The organism is Thermopolyspora flexuosa (assembly GCF_006716785.1).
Taxonomy (GTDB): domain Bacteria; phylum Actinomycetota; class Actinomycetes; order Streptosporangiales; family Streptosporangiaceae; genus Thermopolyspora; species Thermopolyspora flexuosa.
The window spans coordinates 1,628,236-1,648,503 of sequence record NZ_VFPQ01000001.1 but is presented as its reverse complement, the minus strand read 5'-3'; the positions used below and the strand labels follow the sequence as shown (position 1 = coordinate 1,648,503).

Sequence of the window (20,268 nt, the reverse complement as noted above, 5' to 3'; positions counted from 1 at the left end):
GGCGCCGTAGCGGGAGCTCCCGATACGGCGCCTTTCGATCACCCCTCGGCCGGGGACGGCTCGGGCGGCGCCGTGCCGGACGGGCCGGACGGCTCGGCCGCGCCTGCCGGGGCCGGGCGTCCGCCGAGCGCGGCCGCGGCCACGGTGACCCCGAACGCGACCGCGAGCAGGCCGGCGGCGACGAGCAGGCCCGCCGCGTAGGAGGCGGCGGCCGCGATCGCGCAGGCCGCCACGCCGAGCGAGCCGCCGAGCATGCGCACCGACTGGAACAGCGCCATCGCCCGGCCCATCGCGTCCCCGGGGATCGTGTCGAACGAGGCCACCTGCACCGCGAGCACCGCATGGCCGAGCACGAAACCGACGCCGAACATGGCCGCGCGCAGGCTCCACGGATCGAGGTCGGTCAGGCCGAGCAGGGCGAACAGCGCGGCCCCGCCCGCGAGCCCGGCCGCGATCACCGGGCGGGCGCCGGCCCGGGCGCAGACCCGGTCGACCACGGACGAGGCGGCCATGAGGCCGAGCGCCTCGGGGAACACCACGAGCCCGGCGTCGGCCGCGCTCGCCCCCAGCTCGTCCTGGTACCGCAGCGGGAACACGAACAGCATGCCCATGAGCCCGGCCGCCGCCAGCGAGGTGACCGCCGTGCCCGCGCCGTACCGCCGGTCGCGAAGCAGCCGCAGGTCGAGCAGCGGCTCGGGGGTGCGCAGCGCGGTGCGCACGTAGCAGGCGGCGAGCGCGAGGCCGCCGAGCAGCGGCACCAGGATCACCGGCGAGGCCCACCCGCGGAACGGCCCGTCGCCGAGCGCGTACAGCAGCATCCCGAACCCGGGTACGGCGAGCAGCAGCCCGGTGCGGTCGAGCCGGGACGCCTCGGGCGGCCGGTCGCCGATGCGGCCGAGCGGGCGCAGCCCGCAGGCCACCGCGAGCACGCCGAGCGGCACGTTGACGAGGAACGCCCACCGCCAGGTGGCGTGCTCGGTGAGCAGGCCGCCGAGGATCGGCCCGGCCGCGGGGGCGAGGGCGGTCGGGATGGCGAGCAGCCGGGACAGCCGCATGCGCCGCTCGGGCGGGTAGGCCTGGAAGAGCATGGTCATCCCGGCCGGGGTGAGCAGGCCCCCGGCGACGCCCTGCACCACCCGGAAGGCGACGAGCGCGGCGAGGTTCCAGGCGAGCCCGCACAGCGCCGAGGCCGCGGTGAAGGCGGCGAGCGCGGCGAGGAAGGTGCGGGCCGCGCCGTACCGGTCGCACAGCCACCCGGCGACCGGCATCGCCACCGACAGGCTCACCAGGAACGCCGACTCCACCAGGTTGGTGGCGGCGGGCGCGACGCCGAGGTCGGTGCCGATGGTGAGCAGCGCGGGGTTGACGATCGTGGCGTCGAGCCCGCTCATCACCATCGCGGCCACGTAGACGAATCCGAGCACGGCCGGCGGCCGGGAGGCGGCCGGGCGCCCGCCCATGCCGCCTCCCCGCTCGGTGGCCGGTCCCGGGCCGCTCACCGGGCTCCCCTCCGGGTCACGCCCGGGCTCGCGGGTCCGGCTCACGGGTGCCGCTCCTTGAGCCGCGCCGCGACGATCGCGCCGATCTCGGCGATCGGCTTGGGCTGGGTCATGTCCTTGTGGCTGCACGCCACCTCGTGGTTGACGATCCGCCCGGTGACGTACGGCCGCCAGGTGTCGGCGGTGAGGCCGTCGTCCACGGTGTCCACCACGGCGCGGAAGAACAGCACGTCGCCGTCGAAGGTCCGGTGCGAGAACTCCCGGATCAGCCGGTTGAGGTTGAGGTAGAGGTCCTTCAGCGAGGCGAGCACCTCCGGCCCGAGCCCGGCGAGCGGGCTGCCCTCGCGGCGCAACACCTCGATCACCGCGTCGAGCTCGAGCCTGGGCACGATGTCCGGGTGGAAGCCGCCCATGGTGAGCAGCGCCTCCATGGCCTCGGCCTCGTCGGCGGGCGGCAGCAGCCGGAAGCCGTCCGCCGGGTAGGCGTCGAGCATCGCCAGCGTGGCGACCTCCTCACCGGCCTCCCGGAGCTGCACCGCGACCTCGTGACCGATGATCCCGCCGGCCGACCAGCCGAGCAGGTGGTACGGCCCGCGCGGCTGCACCGACCGGATCTGCGCGACGTAGTCGGCGGCGAGCTCGGTCATGCTCGCCGGCAGCGGGTCGCGCCGCGCCTGCACGCCGTAGATCGGGTGCCCGGCCGGGATGGCGCGGATCAGCCCGCTGTAGCACCAGCTCAGCCCGCCCGCGGGGTGGATCGCGAACAGCGGCGGCCGGTCCCCGGCGGAGCGCAGCGGCAGCAGCACGCCGAGCGGGTCGGCCCGTTCGCCGCGGTCGAGCAGCGCGGCGAGCGCGGCCGGGCTGGGCGCCTCGAACAGGTCGCCGATCGAGATCTCCACGCCGAGCGTCTCCCGGATCCGGCTCACCAGCCGGACCGCGAGCAGCGAGTGCCCGCCCAGGTCGAAGAACCCGTCGGTGACGCCGACCCGGGCCGCGCCGAGCACCTCGGCGAACAGCTCGCACAGCGTCGCCTCGCGCGGGTCGGCCGGGGGCCGCGACTCGTCGCCGAGCACCTGCGGCGCGGGCAGCGCGGCCCGGTCGAGCTTGCCGTTCGCGGTGAGCGGCAGCCGCTCCAGCGGCGCGAACGCCGCGGGCACCATGTAGTCCGGCAGCACGGTCGTGGCGTGGCCGCGCAGCGTGGCGGCGAGCCGCCGCGGGTCGGCCGCGAGCTCGGCGTCCGCGGGCACCACGTAGGCGACGATCCGCCGGTCGCCCGGCCGGTCCTCGCGGACCACCGCGGCGACCTGCGCCACGGCCGGGTGGTCGAGCAGCACCGCCTCGATCTCGCCGAGCTCGATGCGGAAGCCGCGCACCTTCACCTGGTGGTCGGCGCGGCCCACGTAGTCGAGGGTGCCGTCCCGCCGCCACCTGGCCAGGTCGCCGGACCGGTACATGCGCGACCCCGGCGGGCCGTACGGGTCGGCGACGAACCGGATCGCGGACAGCCCCGGGCGGCCGAGGTAGCCGCGGGCCGCGCCCGCGCCGCCGACGTACAGCTCACCGACCACGCCGGGCGGGACCGGCCGGAGCCGCTCGTCGAGCAGGTAGACCCGCAGGTCGGGGATGCCCCGCCCGATCGGGCCGCCCTCCCGGTCGGCGGGCGACAGCTCCCGGTGGGTGACGTGCACCGTGGTCTCGGTGATGCCGTACATGTTGACGAGCAGCGGCCGGTCCGGGCGGCGGGCGTACCAGTCGCGCAGCCTGGACAGCTCCAGCGCCTCGCCGCCGAAGATCACGTACCGCAGCGCCAGCTCCCGGCCGTCGTCGGCCGCGACGAGCTGGTAGAACGCCGACGGCGTCTGGTTGAGCACGGTGACCCGCTCGCGCTCGAGCAGGTCGAGGAAGTCGCCCGGCGAGCGGGACACCCGGTACGGCACGACCACGAGCCGGCCGCCGTACAGCAGGGCGCCCCACAGCTCCCACACCGAGAAGTCGAAGGCGTAGGAGTGGAAGAGCGTCCACACGTCGTCCGGGCCGAACCGGAACCAGTGGTCGGTGGCGGTGAACAGCCGCAGCACGTTGGCGTGGGTGACCACCACGCCCTTGGGGCGGCCGGTGGACCCGGAGGTGTAGATCACGTACGCGGCGTTGCCGGGCCCCGCCGTGACCTCCGGGTCGTGGTCCGGCCAGGCGTCCAGGCCGGCGAACCAGCCCTCGTCGACCACGCACACCGGCCGGGCGTCCTGGACCATGTACTCGATGCGCTCGGCCGGGTAGTCGGGGTCGAGCGGCAGGTAGGCGGCGCCCGCCTTGAGCACCGCGAGCAGCGCGGCCACCAGCCGGACCGAGCGCGGCATGGCGAGGGCCACGATGCGCTCGGGGCCGGCGCCCTGGGCGATGAGCCGGTGGGCGAGGCGGTTGGCGAGCCGGTCGAGCTCGGCGTAGCTGAGCCGCTCCTCCCCCATGGTGACCGCGACCGCGTCCGGGCGGAGCCGTACCTGCTCGGCGAAGACCTCCGGCAGGGTGCGGCCGCTCCAGTCCGGGCCGTCCCCGGGCGGGGCGGCCCGCCACTCGCGGACGAGCCGGTCGTGCTCGCCGGGGAGCAGCACGTCGTACTCGCTCACCCGGCGGTCGGGGTCGGCGACGGCCTGGGCGAGCAGCCGCTCCAGCCGCCGGGCGAGGTCCTCGGCGGTGGCGTGGTCGAACAGGTCGGCGGCGTACTCGAGGAACCCGGTGCCGTCCTCCCCCACGTTGAGGGTGAGGTCGAACTTGGCGGTCCCGGTGGTGGCGAGGCCGAGCCGGGCGGTCAGGCCGGGGAACTCCACAACGGCGTCCTGGCCGCCCTGGTGGACGAGCATCACCTGGAACAGCGGGTGCCGGTTGCGCGCCCGGGCCGGGTTGATCGCCTCGACCAGCCGCTCGAACGGCAGCTCGGCGTGCGCGTACGCCTCCAGGTCGGTGCCGCGCACCCGCTCCAGCAGCTCCCGGAACGTGGGGTCGCCGGACAGGTCGGTGCGCAGCACGAGCGTGTTGGCGAAGAACCCGACGAGGTCCTCCAGCGCGGGGTCGTCCCGCCCGGCGATCGGGGTGCCGATCGGCACGTCGGTGCCCGCGCCGAGCCGGTGGAGCAGGGCGGCGAGCCCGGCCTGCAGCACCATGAACACGCTCGCGCCGCCGTCCCGGGCGAGCCGGGCCAGCGCCTCGGCGTCGAAGGCGACCGGCACGGTGCCGCCCCGGTACGTGGCGGCGGGCGGCCGCGGCCGGTCCGCGGGCGGCTCGAGCCGGTCGGGCAGGTCGCGCAGCGCCTCGGTCCAGTACGCGAGCTGCTCGTCGGCGACGGTCTCCAGCAGCTCCCGCTGCCAGAGCGTGTAGTCGGCGTACTGCACCGGCAGCGGCGCGAGGTCCGGCGCCCGGCCCTCCCGCCGGGCGGCGTACGCGGCGGCGAGGTCGCGCAGCAGCGGCCCGGTCGACCAGCCGTCCCCGGCGATGTGGTGGAGCACGAGCAGCAGCGTGTGCTCCTCGGGGCCGGTGCGCAGCAGGTGGGCGCGGAGCGGGGTCTCGACGGCGAGGTCGAACGGGTGCCGGGCGAGCTCCCGGATCGCCGCCTGCGGGTCGTCCGGCTCGGTCACCGGCAGCGGCACCGGTTCCGGCTCGCGCACCAGCTGGTACGGCGTGCCGCCCTCGTCGGGGAAGACGGTGCGCAGGATCTCGTGCCGGGCCACCACGTCGCCGAGCGCGGCGCGCAGCGCGTCGACGTCGAGCGGGCCGGTGAGGGTGAGCACGAGCGGGATGTTGTACGTCGGGCTCGGCCCCTCGAGACGGTGGAGGAACCACAGCCGCGCCTGGGCGTAGGAGAGCGGCGGGCGCTCGGGGCGGGGCCGGGGCAGCAGCGGGGGCCGCTCGGCCGCCGCGGCCGCCTCGCCGAGCCGCACGGCGAGCTCGGCCACGGTGGGCGCGGCGAAGATGTCCGCCACCGAGATCCGGGCGCCCAGCTCGGCGCGGATGCGCACGCTGAGCCGGGCGGCGAGCAGCGAGTGCCCGCCCAGATCGAAGAAGGACCGGTCGGCGGCGACCGCGGGCACGCCGAGCACCTCGGCGAAGATCCGGCACAGCGCCCGCTCGGCCGGGGTGCGCGGCGGCCGCCCGGACGCCTCCACGCCGGGGTCGGGCAGCGCGGCCCGGTCGAGCTTGCCGTTCGGGGTGAGCGGCAGCGCGTCCACCGGCACGACCACGCTCGGCACCATGCCCTGCGGCAGCCGCTCGGCCACGAACGCGCGCACCGCCTCGGGGTCGGCGTCGCCGGTGACGTAGCCGACGAGCCGCCCGCCGCGGACCGCGACCGCGGCGGCGGTCACCTGCGGGTGGGCGGCGAGCGCGGCCTCCACCTCGGCGGGCTCGATGCGCACGCCGCGCACCTTGATCTGGTCGTCGCCGCGGCCGAGCAGCTCCAGCCTGCCGTCGGCGGTCCACCGGGCCCGGTCGCCGGTGCGGTACATGCGCTCGCCCGGCCGGCCGTACGGGTCGGCGACGAACCGCTCGGCGGTGAGCCCGGGCCGGCCCAGGTAGCCGAGCGCGAGGCCCTCGCCCGCGAGGTACAGCTCGCCCGCGACGCCGGGCGGGACCGGCCGCAGCGCCTGGTCGAGCACGTAGACCCGGGTCCCGGCGGTGGGCCCCTCGGTGCCGTCGCCGAGCCAGGTGTAGGCGTCGACGGTGGCCTCGGTGGGGCCGTAGTGGTCGACCGCGGTGACGCCCTCGGCCGCGGCGAGCCGCCGCCACAGCGGCTCGGGCACGGCCTCGCCGCCCACCACGGTGATCGCCGGAGGGTTGTCGAGTACGGCGGGCAGCTCGGCGAGGTGGGACGGGGTGAGGTCGAGGTAGCCGATGCCGTGCTCGCGCAGGTACGCGGTGAGCGCCTCGGGGTCGCGGCGGGTCTCGTCGTCGACGAGGTGGAGCTCGTGGCCGCCGGCCAGCCACAGCAGCGGGTCGAGCGAGGCGTCGAAGGAGAACGAGGCGGTGTGCGCGGCCCGGATCGGCCGGTCCGGGAACAGCCGGTCGCGGTGGCTCTCGAACAGCGCGGCCAGGCCGCGGTGCGGGACGAGCACGCCCTTGGGGCGGCCGGTGGAGCCCGACGTGTAGATCACGTACGCCGGATCGTCCGGCGTGATCTCCGGGAAGGCGCGCGGCCCTGCGGGGTCGGCGGCGTCCCCCTGCGCCGCCGCCGGACCGGCGAGGATCCCGTCCTCGGTGACGGTGAGCAGCGGCCGGGCGTCGCCGAGCATGAAGCCCTGGCGCTCGGCCGGGTACTCGGGGTCGATCGGCAGGAACGCGGCGCCGCTGCGCAGCACGGCGAGCACGGCCACCACGAACGAGGCCGAGCGGGGCAGCCGGATCGCGACCAGCCGGCCGGGGCCCGCGCCGCGCCGTACCAGCTCGGCGGCGAGCCGGTGCACCCGATCGCCCAGCTCGCGGAAGGTGAGCCGCTCGGTCCCCGCGACGAGCGCGACCGCGTCCGGGGTGGCCGCCACCTGGCGGTCGAACACCTCGGGCAGCAGCGGCCGGTCGGCGGCCGCCGCGGGCTCGGGGAGCGCGGGGGCGCCGAGCGCGTCGAGCGCGCCGAGCGGGGTGTCCGGCGGCACCTCGCCGAGCCGCGCCAGCAGCCGGGCGAGCCGCCCGGCATGGGCCGCCAAGTCTTCGGGGGTGTACCGGTCGGCGTTGCCGTCGAGCTCGAGCAGCAGCCGGTCGCCGTCCGGCATCACCGCGACCGCGAGGTCGTCGACCGGGCCCGCGGCGAGGTTGGTCACCGTCGCGCTGCACGGGCCGAAGGACACCGCGCGGGCGAACGGCTTGATGTTGATCACCGGGCCGAACAGCGCGTCCGCGCTCCCGGCGAGCCCGGCGTCCCGCCGGATGTCCTCCATCCGGTACCGCTGGTGCCGCCGCGCCTGCGCCATGCTCCGCGCGGCCTGCCGCAGCAGCTCGTCCAGCGGCAGCGTGGGCGGTACGGCGAGCCGCAGCGGCACCACGTTCACCGTGGCCGACGGCACCCGCAGCGCGGCGCCGGTGCGGTTCATCATCGGCAGGCCGAGCAGCAGCTCGTCGCGGCCGGTGAGGCGGCCCAGGTAGATCGCGACGGCGGCGGCCGCGATCTCGCCCCAGGTGACCCGGGCGTGCCGGGCCAGGTCGGCGAAGTGCGCGGGGCCGGGCAGCGCCGTGGCGTGCCGCACGATGCGGCGGGCGGGGGTGGCCGGGCCGGTCTCCGACCGGTCGGCGAGCACGCCCGCCCAGTACGCGCGGTCGGCCGCGTACCGGCCGGAGTTCCGGTAGGCCTCCTCCTCGTCGGCGAGCGCGGCGAGCCGCCCGAACGGGCTCGGCCCAGGGTCGGCCGTGCCGTACAGCTCGGCGACCCGGTCGACGAGCAGGGTGAGCGCGTAGGCGTCGACGAGGATGTGGTGGATGCGCTGGTACCAGACCACGTGGTCGTCGGCGAGGCGCAGCAGCGCCTGGGTGTAGAGCCGCCCGGTCACCAGGTCCTGCGGCCGGCCGAGGTCGGCGGCGATCCACGCCTCGGCCGCCGCCTGCGGGTCGGGCTCGCCGCGCAGGTCGGCCACGGCCACCGGCCGGATCCCGCCGTCGAGGTGCAGCTCCGGCTCGCCGTACCGCTCGGTGAACCGGGCCCGGAAGATCTCCGCCTCGGCCATGCACCGCTCGATCGCCCGCCGCAGCGCGGCCACGTCGACCGGGCCGCGGATGTCGATCCGGTCGGCGGTGTTGTAGACGGTGTTCTCCGGGTCGAGGCGCTGCGCGAACCAGATGCCCGGCTGGGCACCGGTGAGCCTCATCGCCCCTCCCCCAGGCGGGCCCGCGCCTCGTCGAGCAGCCTCGCCCAGGCGGTGATCGTCGGGTCCTCGGCGAGGTCGGGGAAGGTGAGCTCGATGCCCTCGGTCTTCCACTCCTCGATGAGGGTCATCACCCGGATCGAGTCGAGCCCCTGGTCGATGAGGCTCTCGTCGAACTCCAGGTCCTCCGGCTCGAGGTACATCAGCTCGGCGATGCGGGCGCGCAGCGCGGCGGCGGCAGGGGTCGGCTCAGACACCGGCCACCTGCCCGGACAGCTCGCGGATCAGCCCGGCCGTGGTGACCGTCATGGCGCAGCGGGTCGCCGCGTACTCCAGCGCCATCCGGTGGTGCTCGGCGGAGAAGTCGGCGATCGCGTCGGCGACCACGAACGGCCGGATGTCCCGCATGAACGCCTCGCAGGCGGTCATCAGCACGCCGATGTGCCCGTAGATCCCGCACACGATGAGCTGGTCGCGGCCCCACCCGTCGAGCAGCTCGGCGAGCCCGGTGCGCTGGAACGCGCTGTACCGCCACTTGGTGAGGTGCACGTCCCCCTGGCGCGGGGCGACCGCGTCGGCGATGCGGGCGTCCTCCGGGTCGGGGCCGATCCCCGCGCCCCAGAAGTCGCTGAGCAGCCCGCGCTGCTCGGCGGTCTGCGCGCCCGGCTGGGCCGAGTAGACGACGGGGATGCCGAGGGCGGCGCAGTGGTCGCGCAGGGTGGCGACGTTGGCGAGCAGCTCCGTGAGCGGCGAGCGCCCCGGGGTGAACGGCCGCAGGAAGTGGTTCTGCATGTCGTGGATGAGCAGTACGGCCCGGCGCGGGTCGGGGGTCCACGCCACCCGGTTGGGCGCGGGCGGCTCGGCCGGCATCGGGTAGGGGGAGATGTGGGGAATCGCCACGGTCGGTCCTCTCAGGAGAGCTCGCGCAGCCGCCGCCTGCTCACCTTGCCGACGGCGGTGGTGGGGAAGGCGTCCACGAACTCGAACCGGTCTGGGATCTTGAAGGCCGCGATGCCGCGGTCGCGCAGGAACCTGCGCAGCTCGGCCCGGGTGGGCGGCTCGCCCTTCGGGATCACGTAGGCGCAGGCGCGCTCGCCCAGGTAGGGGTCGGGCACGCCGACCACGACCGCGTCGTGCACGTTCGGGTGGGCGAGCAGGTGGTTCTCCACCTCCTCGCCGGCGATCTTGTCGCCGCCGCGGTTGATCTGGTCCTTGGCCCGGCCCTCGACGACGAGGTGGCCGCTCGGCAGCCGCCGTACCAGGTCGCCGGTGCGGTAGAAGCCGTCCTCGGTGAACGCGTTCTTGTTGTGCTCCGGGGCCTTGTAGTAGCCGCGGATCGTGTACGGCCCGCGGGTGAGCAGGTGGCCCACGGTGCCCTCGGGCACCTCGCGGTCCTCGTCGTCGACGATGCGGATCTCGTCGTCCTCGCTGATCGGGCGGCCCTGGCTGGTGACGATGATCTCCTCGGGGTCGTCGTACCGGGTGTAGTTGACCAGCCCCTCGGCCATGCCGAACACCTGCTGGAGCGTGCAGCCGAGCGTGGGCCGTACCCGCCGGGCGGCCTCCTCGGTGAACTTCGCCCCGCCGACCTGGAGCACCCGCAGGCTCGACAGGTCGTGCCTGGTCTTCGGCGCGGCGTCCATCCAGACGAGGGCGAGCGGCGGCACCAGCGCGGTGATCGTCACCCGCTCGCGCTCGATGAGCGGGAAGCAGGTGTCCGGGCTGGGGTCGGGGGCCATCACCGCGGTCGCCCCGGCGGACAGCACGCCGAACACGCCGGGCGAGCTCATCGGGAAGTTGTGCGCCGCGGGCAGCGCGCACAGGTAGACGCTCTCCGGGGTGAGCTCGCAGATCCGCGCGCTCGCCTCGAAGCTGTAGATGTAGTCGTCGTGGGTCCGGGGGATGAGCTTGGGCAGGCCGGTGCTGCCCCCGGAGAGCTGGAGGAAGGCGACGTCGCCCGGCTTCGGTCCGGGCAGCTCGATCGGGTCGGTCTCGGGCAGCGTGTCCGGGGTGAGCACGTGCCGCACGTCGAGGCCGCGGGCGATCTCGGCGTGGTCGTACCCGGCGTGCACCCCCGGGTGGATGTACGCCACGGCCTCGGTGAACGAGCAGAAGTAGCCGATCTCGGCCGACCGGTGCGCGGGCAGCGCGAACACCGGCCAGGCGCCGATCCGGTACAGGGCGAAGCAGACCTGGTAGAACTCGGCGATGTTGGGGAGCTGGAGCACGACCCGGTCCCCGGGCCGGATGCCGAGCCCGTACAGCCCGGCGGCGAGCCGGTCGGCCTTGCGGTCGAGGTCGCGGTAGGTCCACCGCCGGTCCCCGTCGACGATCGCGGTGCGCTCGCCGTACCTCCCGGCGAGCTCGCGGAGCAGGCCGCCGAAGGTCTGCCCGCGCCAGTAGCCCTTGGCGCGGTACCGCTCGGCGAACTCCGGCGGGTACGGCACGACCCCGTCAGGCGTCGGCGGCATCGGTGTTCACCCCCAGTGCGCGCAGCATGGTGCGGAACTTCGCGGACGTCTCGGCGAGCTCGGCCTCGGGCTCGGATCCGGCGACGATCCCGGCGCCCGCGAAGAGCCGGGCGGTCTCGCCGTCGAGCTCGGCGCAGCGCAGCGCGATCGCCCACTCGCCGTCGCCGGACGCGTCGGTCCACCCGACAAGCCCGGTGTAGAAGCCCCGGTCGAACGGCTCCAGCTCCTTGATCACCTTGCGGGCGTCGGCCACCGGGGTGCCGCAGATCGCCGGGGTGGGGTGGAGCGCGGCGGCGAGCTCGAGCACCGGCGTGTCCGCGTCGCGCAGCCGTCCGGTGATCCGGGTGGACAGGTGCCACACCGCCCCGGTGGCGATCACCTCCGGCTCCGGCACGTCGAGCTCGGCGCAGTACGGCGCGAGCGCGTCGGCCACCGCCTCCACCACGACCCGGTGCTCGTGCCGGTCCTTCGCCGAGGCGAGCAGCGCCTCGGCACGCCGCCGGTCCTCGGCGGGGTCGGCGCTGCGGGCGGCGGACCCGGCGAGCGGGTTGGCGACGACCGCGTCGCCCTCCCGGCGGACGAGCAGCTCGGGGCTCGCCCCGAGGAGGGTGCGGCCGCCGGGCAGCGGCACCGCGAACCGGTACCCCTCGGCGGGCAGGGTGGCGAGCAGCTCGGCCGCCCTCACCGGGCCGGGCGCCCGCAGGGTGAGGCTGCGGGCGAGCACGACCTTGGTGAGCGCCCCGGCCTCGAGCCGGTCGAGCGCGAGCCGTACCGCCTTGGCGTAGTCCCGGGGGTGCGGCACCAGGGTGATCCGCCAGTCGCGCGCGGGGGCCGGGGCGGCGGCGAGCAGGGCGTCGTCGCCCTCGCCCCAGGTGTGGGTCTCCGGCACGACCAGGTGGCCCGCGCCGTCGAAGGAGACGGCTCCCACGGCGAGGGAGCCGGGCCGCAGCGCTTCGGCGACCCGGTGGGCGAGCCCGTCGAGCCCGCCGGTCAGGCGGGCGGCGACGCCGTCCGCGCGCAGGGTACGGCGCGGCGAGGCGAAGATGGCGGACCGGGCGGGGTCGAAGGCACCGGTCTCAGGTGGTGGGGCGTGCATCTGTTCCTTCTCCGTGTGCGGGCATGACGAATGGGCGCCTCCGGGCGGTGCCGGGGTCAGGCGCGCAGCGTGGCCCCGCCGTCGACGTACAGGTCGTGCATGGTGATGTGCCGGGCCTGGTCGGAGGCGAGGAAGAGCACCGCGTCGGCGATGTCCTCGGGGGCGGCGACCCGGCCGAGCGGGATGCCGACCCGGTACCGCTTCAGGTCGCCGCCGACCGGGTCGGCGATGCCGAGCGCGGCGAGCATCGCGGTGTCGGTCGAGCCGGGCGAGACCACGTTGCAGCGGATGCCGTGGCGGGCGAGCTCCAGCCCGAGGCACTTGGTGAACAGGGCGGCCGCGGCCTTGGACGCGGCGTAGGCGGCCATGTCCATGCGCGGGATGCCGGCCGCGTTCGACGCGACCGTGACGATCGCGCCGCGGCGGCGCGGCACCATGCGCCGGGCGACGGCCCGGCACAGGTGGAAGACGCCGTCGGTGTTGACCGCGAAGTGCCGCCGCCACTGCTCGTCGGTGATCGACGTGACCGGCCCGGGCTGCAGCACTCCGGCCACGTTGACGAGGATGTCGACCGGCCCCAGCTCCCGCTCGACCCGGTCGACGGCCTCCTCCACGGCCGCCGCGTCGCGCACGTCCACCCGGTACGGCCGGCCCGGGTTGGTCTCGGGCACGGGCCGGACGTCGAACGCGGCCACGGTGGCCCCGGCCTTGGCGAGCCCGGCGCACACGGCGGCGCCGATGCCCTGGGCCGCGCCGGTGACCACGGCGATCCTGCCGGTGATGCCGTTCACTCAGCGAGCTCCCAAATTAGGAAAGCCTTGCCTTATTAAGGCAAGCCTTACCTATATCGCACTGCTCCTCAAGACGGCCTATGCACACAAACGGTCACAAACAGTGACGGCGAACGGTCACGACGACCCTCACCTGCGACGACGCGGCGGAGTCAAACGATCAAGGAGACATAGATCACTCCTGCTCCCGGGCCCCGGGCCGGTGCGGCCAATCTCACAGCCGGGTTGCTCTACAGCTTGTAGTACTACAGCTTGTAGAAAAACTACGATGCGTAGAGGAAAAAACGTCGGGGGCATCCGTTGGACGCGCTTGATCTGGCACGGTGGCAGTTCGGGGTCACCACGATCTACCACTTCCTGTTCGTCCCGTTGACGATCGGGCTGGGGACCTTCGTCGCGGCGCTGCAGACCGCCTGGCACCGCACGGGCCGGGAGCACTACCTCACGCTCACGAAGTTCTTCGGCAGGCTCTTCCTCATCAACTTCGCCATGGGCGTGGTCACCGGCATCGTGCAGGAGTTCCAGTTCGGCATGAACTGGAGCGAGTACTCCCGCTTCGTCGGTGACGTGTTCGGCGCGCCGCTGGCGATGGAGGCGCTGCTCGCCTTCTTCCTGGAGTCGACCTTCCTCGGCCTGTGGATCTTCGGCTGGGACCGGCTGCCGCGGCGCGTCCACCTGGCGACGATCTGGGCCGCGGTGATCGGCTCGAACCTGTCGGCGTACTTCATCCTCGCCGCGAACGCCTGGATGAAGCACCCGGTGGGCTACGAGGTGGTCGACGGCCGCGCCCGCCTGACCGACATCTGGGCCGTGCTCACCAACTCCACCGCGCTCGCCCAGGTGCCGCACGTGATCGCCGCCTCGTTCACGGTCGCGGGCGGCTTCGTGCTCGCCGTCTGCGGCTACCGCATCCTGCGCGAGCGCCGTACGGCGGGCGGCCCCGGCGAGGCGCCGATGTGGCGGAGCGCCATGCGCGGCGCGCTGGTCATGACCGCGGTCGCGGGCGTGGTCGTCGCGGCCAGCGGCGACGCGTCGGCCCGGCTCCTCCACGAGCAGCAGCCGGCGAAGCTCGCCGCCGCCGAGGGCCTGCGCCACGACCGGTCCGCCGCGCCGTTCTCGGTCGTGCCCGGCGTCGAGGTGCCCGGCCTGCTCAGCGTGCTCGCCGCGCACGACGTCGACGCCACGGTCCAGGGGATCGACGACATCCAGCGGCGCTACGAGCAGCGGTTCGGCCCCGGCGACTACACGCCGAACCTGCCGCTCGTCTACTGGTCGTTCCGCGTGATGATCGGCTTCGGCCTGGTCACGGCGGGCCTGGCGGCGCTGGGCCTGTGGCTCACCCGCACCCGCCGCATCCGCGGCCCCGGCGGCGCGGCCTGGCGGGCGGCGCGCCCGGTGCCCGGCTGGTTCGCCCGGCTGTGCCTGCTCGCGCTCCCGCTGCCCACGGCCGCGTCGATCGCGGGCTGGCTGCTCGCCGAGATGGGCCGCCAGCCGTGGACGGTCATGGGCGAGCTGCTCACCGCGGCGAGCGTCTCCCCCGGCGTCACCCTCACCGAGGTGGCCGTCTCGCTGACCGTCTTCACCCTCCTGTACGGCGCGCTCGCGGTGGCCGAGGGCGTGCTGCTGGCGCGCCACGTCAAGGCGGGCCCCGCGCCCGAGCCGGCGCCGCCGCAGGACAGCCCCGAACCGGCCGCGCCCGGCCGTCCCGCCCTCCTCATGTACTGAGGCTCATGCGCTGAGGTGAACGCCCATGGATCTCGTCACCGTCTGGTTCGTCCTCGTCGCCGTGCTGTGGACCGGCTACTTCGTGCTGGAGGGCTTCGACTTCGGCGTGGGCGCGCTGCTGCCGCTGCTCGCCCGGGACGAGGCCGAGCGCCGCCAGGTGCTCGCCACGATCGGCCCGGTGTGGGACGGTAACGAGGTCTGGCTCATCACCGCGGTCGGCGCCATGTTCGCCGCGTTCCCGGGCTGGTACTCCGGCCTGCTCAGCGCCTGGTACCTGCCGCTGCTCGGCATCCTCGCCGCGCTGATCGTGCGCGGCGTCGGGCTGGAGTGGCGGGGCAAGGTGGGCTCGGCCCGGGAGCGCGCGCTCTGCGACGCGGGCATCGTGGCCGGGAGCGTGCTGCCCGCCTTCCTGTGGGGCGCCGTGTTCGGCGGCATGCTCGGCGGCACGGCCCTCGCCGCCGCGGTGGGCGGGGCGTTCTCCCTCACCCTCGCCGCACTGCACGGCGCGGCCTTCGTCGCGTTGAAGACCGCGGGCCCGGTACGGCTGCGCGCCCGCCGCCTCGCGCTGCGCGCGGCGGCCGCCGCCGTACCGGCCGCCCTCGCCGCGCTGCCCGCGATCCCGGCCGCCCGGGAGGCCCGGCCGCTGCCCTGGGTCGCCGCGGGCGCCGCGACCGCCGCGCTCGCCGCCGGGGTCGTCCTGGCCTGGCGCCGCCGCGAGGGCGCCGCCTTCACCGCCACCGCCGCGGCGATCGCCTGCACCACGGCCGCCCTGTTCGGCGTGCTGTGGCACTCCCCGCTGCCCGGCCTCACGGTCGCCGAGGCCGCCTCCGGGCCGTACACCCTCACCGTGATGACCTGGATCGCCGCGGTCGCCCTCCCGTTCGTCCTCGCCTACCAGGGCTGGACGTACTGGGTGTTCCGCAAGCGCCTGACCAGGGCGGCCGTGTCGCCGTCGCCGCCCGGGAAGCGGCCCGCGACGCCGCGCCGCGTCGCGGGCGGGACGAGGTGATCAGTGCCCGGCGTCGCGGGTGGCCCGCCGGCCCGGGATCGCGATCGTGGCGAGGGCCGCGACCGCGGCGATGACGGCGGAGACGAGGAAGGCCCGCGCGTACCCGGCGGAGAGCGCCGACACCTCCGGGGTGCCCGCGGTGCTGAGCGCGAGGGTGTGCGCGGCGGCCAGGGTGACCAGACCGGCCAGGCCCAGCGAGCCGCCGAACTGGCGGGAGCAGTTGAGCAGGCCCGAGACCAGCCCTTCCTCGCCGCGGGCCACGCCGGTGGTGGCGGCCAGGGCCAGCGGCGCGAAGCTCAGCCCCATGCCGGTGGTGATGAGCAGGCCGGGCAGCAGCACCCCGGTAACGTAGCCGCTGTCCGCCGTCATCTGCGCCTGCCACAGGAACCCGGCGGACGCCATCAGCGCGCCGAGCGCGATCAGCGAGCGGAGCCCCATCCGGCCGATCAGGCGGGGCGTGATCTTCGACGCCACCACGATGGCGAGCGAGTGCGGGATGATCGCGAGGCCCGCCTGCACCGGGCTGTAGTGCAGCGCCTGCTGCAGGTAGAGCGAGAGGAAGTACCACATCGCGAAGCCCGCCGCGCCGAGCAGCAGCTGCACCACGGTCGCCCCGGTGACCGAGCGCACCCGGAAGGCCCGCAGCGGCACCAGCGGATCCTTCGCGAAGCGGGCCTGCACCACGACGAAGGCGGCGAGCAGCAGCACCCCGGCCGTCATCGGGACGAGCGCGTACGGCGAGCCCCACCCCTCGTCGTGGGTGCGGATCAGCCCGTACTCCAGGCCCATCAGCCCGAGCGTGACGGTGATCGCCCCGGTCAGGTCGAGCCGCCGCCCGACCCCGTCGCGGCTCTCGGCGAGGTACCGGAACGCGATCCCGATCGCGATGATCCCGATCGGCACGTTGATCAGGAGGATCCACCGCCAGGACAGCGCCTGGGTGAGGAACCCGCCGAGGATCGACCCGGCCGCGCCGCCGACCGCGCCGATCGCGCCCCAGGTGGCGATCGCCTTCGTCCGGTACGCCCCTTCGGCGAACGAGGTGGTGAGGATGGTCAGCGTCGCCGGTGAGATGACCGCAGCGCCCAGCCCCTGCACCACGCGCGCCGCCACCAGCAGCCCCGCGGTGGTCGCCGCCCCGCCCACCAGGCTCGCCAGCGTGAACAGCGCCATGCCCGCGATGAACACCCGCCGCCGCCCGTACAGGTCGGCCGCCCGGCCGCCCAGCAACAGGAACCCGGCCGAGGTGAGCACGTACCCGTTCACCACCCACTGCAGCCCTTCCACGCCGAGCCCCAGCTCGGCGTCCATGGCCGGCAGCGCGATGTTCACGATCGACACGTCGAGCACGACCATGAACTGGGCGGTGCACACCAACGTGAGGATGAGCCAGGGCGGTGCCGCCGCCCTCCCTTGCGTCTGCGTCTTCACGGATGCCTCGGCGGTCAACCGGTCGTTCATCAATGTCTGCCTTTCGTACGCCACCGGGCCCGCCTGAGCGTGTCCCGGGCTCTCGCTGGCCGCCCACGGGTACCGCCCGCGGCGGGCCGGGCCGCCACGGGCGTATCGCCGTGGGCGAGCGGTCGGCGCTCGCCGTCCGGGCTGGAACGGTACGGCGGGCACGCCTGACCGGATCAAGTCGGTGACCGGCGGGTTTGTTCCCGGCCCGGACGACGGCCCGCCGCCTCCCCCGGCCGGTCACCGTGCACGCCGACGTCGAGCCGGACCGTCGAGACGACCGGCCGCGGCACGTCTCACGACGGCGAGGTCGCGTGCTCCGGGGCGGGAACCAGCTCGAACGGCGCGGTCGCCCGCACCGTGCCGTTCACCACGATCTCCAGCAGCCGGGCGCCCGGCGGCTCCACCCGCGTGGTGACGGGCCGGAAGGAGTGCGCCTTGGTGATCGTGAAGGTCTCGCCGGGACGGCCGGCGACCCGCTCCCCCAGGTGGAACACCCGGCGGGAGCCGTCCCGGCGCACCGCGTACCGCAGCACGACCGGCCCGGGCTCCTCGGCCGAGATCGTCACGGTGAACCGCAGCCGCTCCCCCACCGCGACCCGATCGCTCTCCAGCACCAGGTCCTCCACCGCCCCGACCCCGGGCGCGGCCCCGACCAGAGCGAGCGCCCCGGGATGCCCGGCGCGGAGCAGCCCGCGCACCGCGCGCCGTACCACCGCGTCGACGTGGCGGCCACCCTCCTCCCGCCAGCGCCGCAGCACCTCCACCGCGAACTCGGGATGGTCCTTGGCGAGGTCGTTCACATGGTTCGCCACCGACCGCCGCACGTACTCGCTCGGATCGTCCCGCAGCAGATCGAGGATCGGCAGCGTCGGCCCCGGCTCCATCAGCCACCGCACCCGGGCGCCCCACGGCAGCCTGGGCCGCGTACCCTCCGACGCCAGCCGCCGCACGTGCTCGTCCTCCGACCGCGCCCACCCCGTCATGATCGCGAGCGCGTCCTCCCGGTGGCGCTCCAGGAACGGCCGCACCGCGAACTCCCCCGTCGCGTACGGCGTGAGCACCGCGAGCGTCTCCATGCCCTCAGCGAGATGGCCGACCCCGTGCACCCCCACGTACTCGGTCGCCGGCCACCCGCTCCACAGATCGAGCCGGACCCGCCCCGCCGCCTCCCGGATGACCCTCGCCGCCTCCGGAAACCGCTCCGGCAGGACCGTGGCGAGCACCCCCGCCACATGCCGCACCCGATCCTTCAGCTCCAGCCCGTCGAGCCCGGCCGCGGCCTCCCGCACGAACCTGTCCCGCGGAAACGCCCGCCCCGCCGCCGCCAGCCCGTCCGCGAGCGTCGCCACCGACCCCCGATTGATCAGCTCTTTGAGAGGTTGCGCCACAAAGGCCCACCCTCCCAGACGCCACCGACACTTTCCCCGCCAGGCCCCGGCGGGCATCGTGCCGTACCCCACCCTCCGCAGCACCCGGCGACGGTCCCGCGGACCGGCTCTCGTCCGTCCGCCCAGCCACCAGCGGTGTCCCCTGACGGCCATAATCCGCCCGCCGACCTTGACGTTCACGGCGTACGCCGCGCCTGCAACGCTCATGCGGACAGCATGCAACCTCAACCATTATTGAGGTCAATACATCGAGCCGGGCCCCTCTTCCAGAACTGATCGTTTAGGGACCGCCTGGTCGTCATTCCGCGGACGACGGGTCCGGCGACCACTTGCCCTTCCCGCCACACGGCGCGCAGGGGGTGCACCGCGTGATCGGGCGAACGATTATCCGGCTCAGAAGTGACCCACGGTTCCGGCCTTCACGGCAGCGAGGAAATCCCGCCACTCGTCACGCGTAAAGACCAGCACCGGACCGCTACGGTCCTTACTGTCCCGGACGGCCACAACGCCCTCAAGATTGGTGGCCACCTCGACGCAGTTGCCGCCGTCGCTGTTGGTGTAGCTACTGGTACGCCACCTAGCACCATGAAGGATGTCCATTGGCCACCATCTCCGAGATCATCTGGAGTGAAAGGCGCTGGGGGTGCGCCTCAGCCCTGATCGCATCGTAACGCTGGTAGAGCTTCGCAATCAGGCCCCGATCGTCCGTCGTGAGGCCTTGCGGTTGCCCGGCTATGTGAGCGGCATAGGCTCGCCCGTCACGCTCGGCGATGATGAACCCTCCTGCGAGGCCGAACAGCGCCTGTGCCGTATACGGAACGATCTGCAGCGTGATGTGTGGGTACTGCGCGAGCGCCAGCAGGTGTTCGAGCTGCTCCCGCATGATCTCCGGGCTGCCGACAGGACGCTGGAGCACTCCCTCGTCGAGGATCGCGGTGATTTGGGGCGGATCAGAACGGGTCAGGATTGACTTGCGCTCGAGGCGCGCTGAGACCCGCTCTTCTACCTGAGTGGCGGTGATGCCGGGTTCGGATTGCAACACTGCTCGCGCATAGGCCTCGGTCTGGAAGAGGCCCGGAACGAGGATGGGCTCGTAGCTCTTCAATGAGGTGGCTTCCTGTTCCTCGATGAGCCAAGGGCGGAAGTGCTCAGGAGCTCCGGCCCAGGTGGTCTTGAGGTAGTGCCTGGCGAAGGTGCCGGGGAGGCCGAAAGCCTCGTCCACGAGATCGGCGAAGTGCTGGGTAGGCGCGCGTTTGCCCTGTTCGATCATGCCGATGGTGGACTCGGAGTAACCGATGCGCTCGCCGAACTGGCGTTGGGTGAGTCCGTGCGCGCGCCGCAATTCCCGCAACTCGTAGGCGAAACGGGCACGCGGGGACTCATCAGGATTAATTCGTACAGGATTAGACATATTGCTTTTCTCCAGCCATTCACCCACCCTCCCTATCCCACGTGAACCCCACACGAATTGCGGGGAGACTGTGGGGCCATTACCCACCTGAGTTTAGCCCCATCCGGTCACCCTTGGAAGGCAAACGCTTACCCAACGCAATCATGCGAGGGCAAACATGCCGTCAGACATGGGCGAACTTCTCGGGGCGATCACACTGGCAGGAAGACCGGAATCGGCTTCGGCCGCGCGTGCCTTTGTCGAGAAAGTCCTTGGTGATGCTCACCCTGCCCTGGACGACGCCAAGCTCCTCACGTCGGAGCTCGTCACGAACAGCGCCATTCACTCCGACTCCCGCGGAGGCGGCGAGATCACGGTCGAGATCTTCAAGAAGGCGTCGCAGGGATCGATCCGCATCGGCGTAATCGACAAGGGCTCCGCTTCTAAGCCGTATGTCCGCAATGCCCCGGATGAGGTGACAGGACGAGGCCTTTTTCTCGTTGCGGCGCTCTCCCAACGCTGGGGCGTCACCGACCATGAGTCCACCCGTGAGGTCTGGTTCGAGATCAATGGCGACGGCACATAGCGCGGGAGAAGCGTGA

At 74.0% G+C, this 20,268-nt stretch carries 14 protein-coding genes; 3 read left to right on the top strand and 11 right to left on the bottom strand.

Translation table 11 applies throughout. From position 1 onward, the window contains the following. Positions 1–38 precede the first annotated feature (38 nt). From FHX40_RS07095 to dhbA, 7 genes are read right to left on the bottom strand one after another with little or no spacing between them, the layout of a single operon-like run. Positions 39–1,544, bottom strand: a complete 1,506-nt coding sequence (locus tag FHX40_RS07095) for a DHA2 family efflux MFS transporter permease subunit (protein WP_142258871.1) — start codon at positions 1,542–1,544, stop codon at positions 39–41. Next, positions 1,541–8,338 carry an amino acid adenylation domain-containing protein gene (locus FHX40_RS07090; RefSeq protein WP_142258870.1) on the bottom strand — a complete coding sequence of 2,266 codons (6,798 nt, stop codon included), beginning with the start codon at positions 8,336–8,338 and terminating at the stop codon, positions 1,541–1,543. The genes FHX40_RS07095 and FHX40_RS07090 overlap by 4 nt, the downstream gene beginning before the upstream one ends. After that, positions 8,335–8,592: a phosphopantetheine-binding protein gene (locus tag FHX40_RS07085; RefSeq protein ID WP_229788659.1), complete on the bottom strand. Its 258-nt coding sequence runs from the start codon at positions 8,590–8,592 to the stop codon at positions 8,335–8,337. The genes FHX40_RS07090 and FHX40_RS07085 overlap by 4 nt, the downstream gene beginning before the upstream one ends. Further along, entirely contained in the window at positions 8,585–9,235 is a 651-nt protein-coding gene (locus FHX40_RS07080) for an isochorismatase family protein (RefSeq protein WP_211350186.1), read from the bottom strand. The genes FHX40_RS07085 and FHX40_RS07080 overlap by 8 nt, the downstream gene beginning before the upstream one ends. A gap of 11 nt (positions 9,236–9,246) precedes the next feature. Continuing rightward, a complete protein-coding gene (locus FHX40_RS07075; RefSeq protein WP_142258869.1) occupies positions 9,247–10,806 on the bottom strand; it encodes a (2,3-dihydroxybenzoyl)adenylate synthase in 1,560 nt (519 codons plus the stop codon). Beyond that, the gene (locus FHX40_RS07070) at positions 10,790–11,902 is read right to left on the bottom strand and encodes an isochorismate synthase (RefSeq protein WP_142258868.1); all 1,113 of its coding nucleotides are present in this window, start codon (positions 11,900–11,902) and stop codon (positions 10,790–10,792) included. The genes FHX40_RS07075 and FHX40_RS07070 overlap by 17 nt, the downstream gene beginning before the upstream one ends. A gap of 56 nt (positions 11,903–11,958) precedes the next feature. Then, entirely contained in the window at positions 11,959–12,693 is a 735-nt protein-coding gene (gene dhbA, locus FHX40_RS07065; protein ID WP_142258867.1) for a 2,3-dihydro-2,3-dihydroxybenzoate dehydrogenase, read from the bottom strand. Positions 12,694–12,993: 300 nt separating this feature from the next. On the opposite strand from dhbA, the gene FHX40_RS07060 reads away from it, so the two are divergent. Together FHX40_RS07060 and cydB are read left to right on the top strand one after the other, a co-directional pair. Further along, positions 12,994–14,418, top strand: coding sequence for a cytochrome ubiquinol oxidase subunit I (locus FHX40_RS07060; RefSeq protein ID WP_142258866.1), 1,425 nt, complete (start codon positions 12,994–12,996; stop codon positions 14,416–14,418). Between the two features lie 25 nt (positions 14,419–14,443). Further along, entirely contained in the window at positions 14,444–15,427 is a 984-nt protein-coding gene (cydB, locus tag FHX40_RS07055) for a cytochrome d ubiquinol oxidase subunit II (RefSeq protein ID WP_142258865.1), read from the top strand. Here the strand turns inward: cydB and FHX40_RS07050 are convergent, their stop codons facing one another. The 4 genes from FHX40_RS07050 to FHX40_RS07035 all read right to left on the bottom strand — a co-directional run bounded on the left by FHX40_RS07050 (position 15,428) and on the right by FHX40_RS07035 (position 19,714). After that, positions 15,428–16,801: a DHA2 family efflux MFS transporter permease subunit gene (locus FHX40_RS07050; protein ID WP_229788657.1), complete on the bottom strand. Its 1,374-nt coding sequence runs from the start codon at positions 16,799–16,801 to the stop codon at positions 15,428–15,430. 380 nt (positions 16,802–17,181) lie between these two features. After that, the gene (locus FHX40_RS07045; RefSeq protein ID WP_142258863.1) at positions 17,182–18,276 is read right to left on the bottom strand and encodes a DNA alkylation repair protein; all 1,095 of its coding nucleotides are present in this window, start codon (positions 18,274–18,276) and stop codon (positions 17,182–17,184) included. A gap of 393 nt (positions 18,277–18,669) precedes the next feature. After that, positions 18,670–18,876, bottom strand: a complete 207-nt coding sequence (locus tag FHX40_RS07040; protein WP_142258862.1) for a DUF397 domain-containing protein — start codon at positions 18,874–18,876, stop codon at positions 18,670–18,672. Further along, on the bottom strand, positions 18,854–19,714 hold the full coding sequence (locus FHX40_RS07035) for a helix-turn-helix domain-containing protein (RefSeq protein WP_142258861.1): 861 nt from the start codon (positions 19,712–19,714) through the stop codon (positions 18,854–18,856). Before FHX40_RS07035 ends, FHX40_RS07040 begins: the two co-directional genes overlap by 23 nt. A 142-nt stretch (positions 19,715–19,856) precedes the next feature. Between FHX40_RS07035 and FHX40_RS07030 the strand changes: the two genes are divergently transcribed. Continuing rightward, complete coding sequence (locus FHX40_RS07030) at positions 19,857–20,252, top strand: ATP-binding protein (protein WP_170198746.1); 396 nt, start codon at positions 19,857–19,859, stop codon at positions 20,250–20,252. Positions 20,253–20,268: the final 16 nt, after the last annotated feature.

Excerpts from the sequence above, each read along its gene's own strand:
- cydB (WP_142258865.1), top strand. The coding sequence starts at position 14,444 with ATGGATCTCGTCACCGTCTGGTTCGTCCTCGTCGCCGTGCTGTGGACC.
- FHX40_RS07040 (WP_142258862.1), bottom strand. The coding sequence starts at position 18,876 with ATGGACATCCTTCATGGTGCTAGGTGGCGTACCAGTAGCTACACCAAC.
- FHX40_RS07075 (WP_142258869.1), bottom strand. The coding sequence starts at position 10,806 with ATGCCGCCGACGCCTGACGGGGTCGTGCCGTACCCGCCGGAGTTCGCC.
- FHX40_RS07070 (WP_142258868.1), bottom strand. The coding sequence starts at position 11,902 with ATGCACGCCCCACCACCTGAGACCGGTGCCTTCGACCCCGCCCGGTCC.
- FHX40_RS07030 (WP_170198746.1), top strand. The coding sequence starts at position 19,857 with ATGGGCGAACTTCTCGGGGCGATCACACTGGCAGGAAGACCGGAATCG.
- FHX40_RS07090 (WP_142258870.1), bottom strand. The coding sequence starts at position 8,338 with ATGAGGCTCACCGGTGCCCAGCCGGGCATCTGGTTCGCGCAGCGCCTC.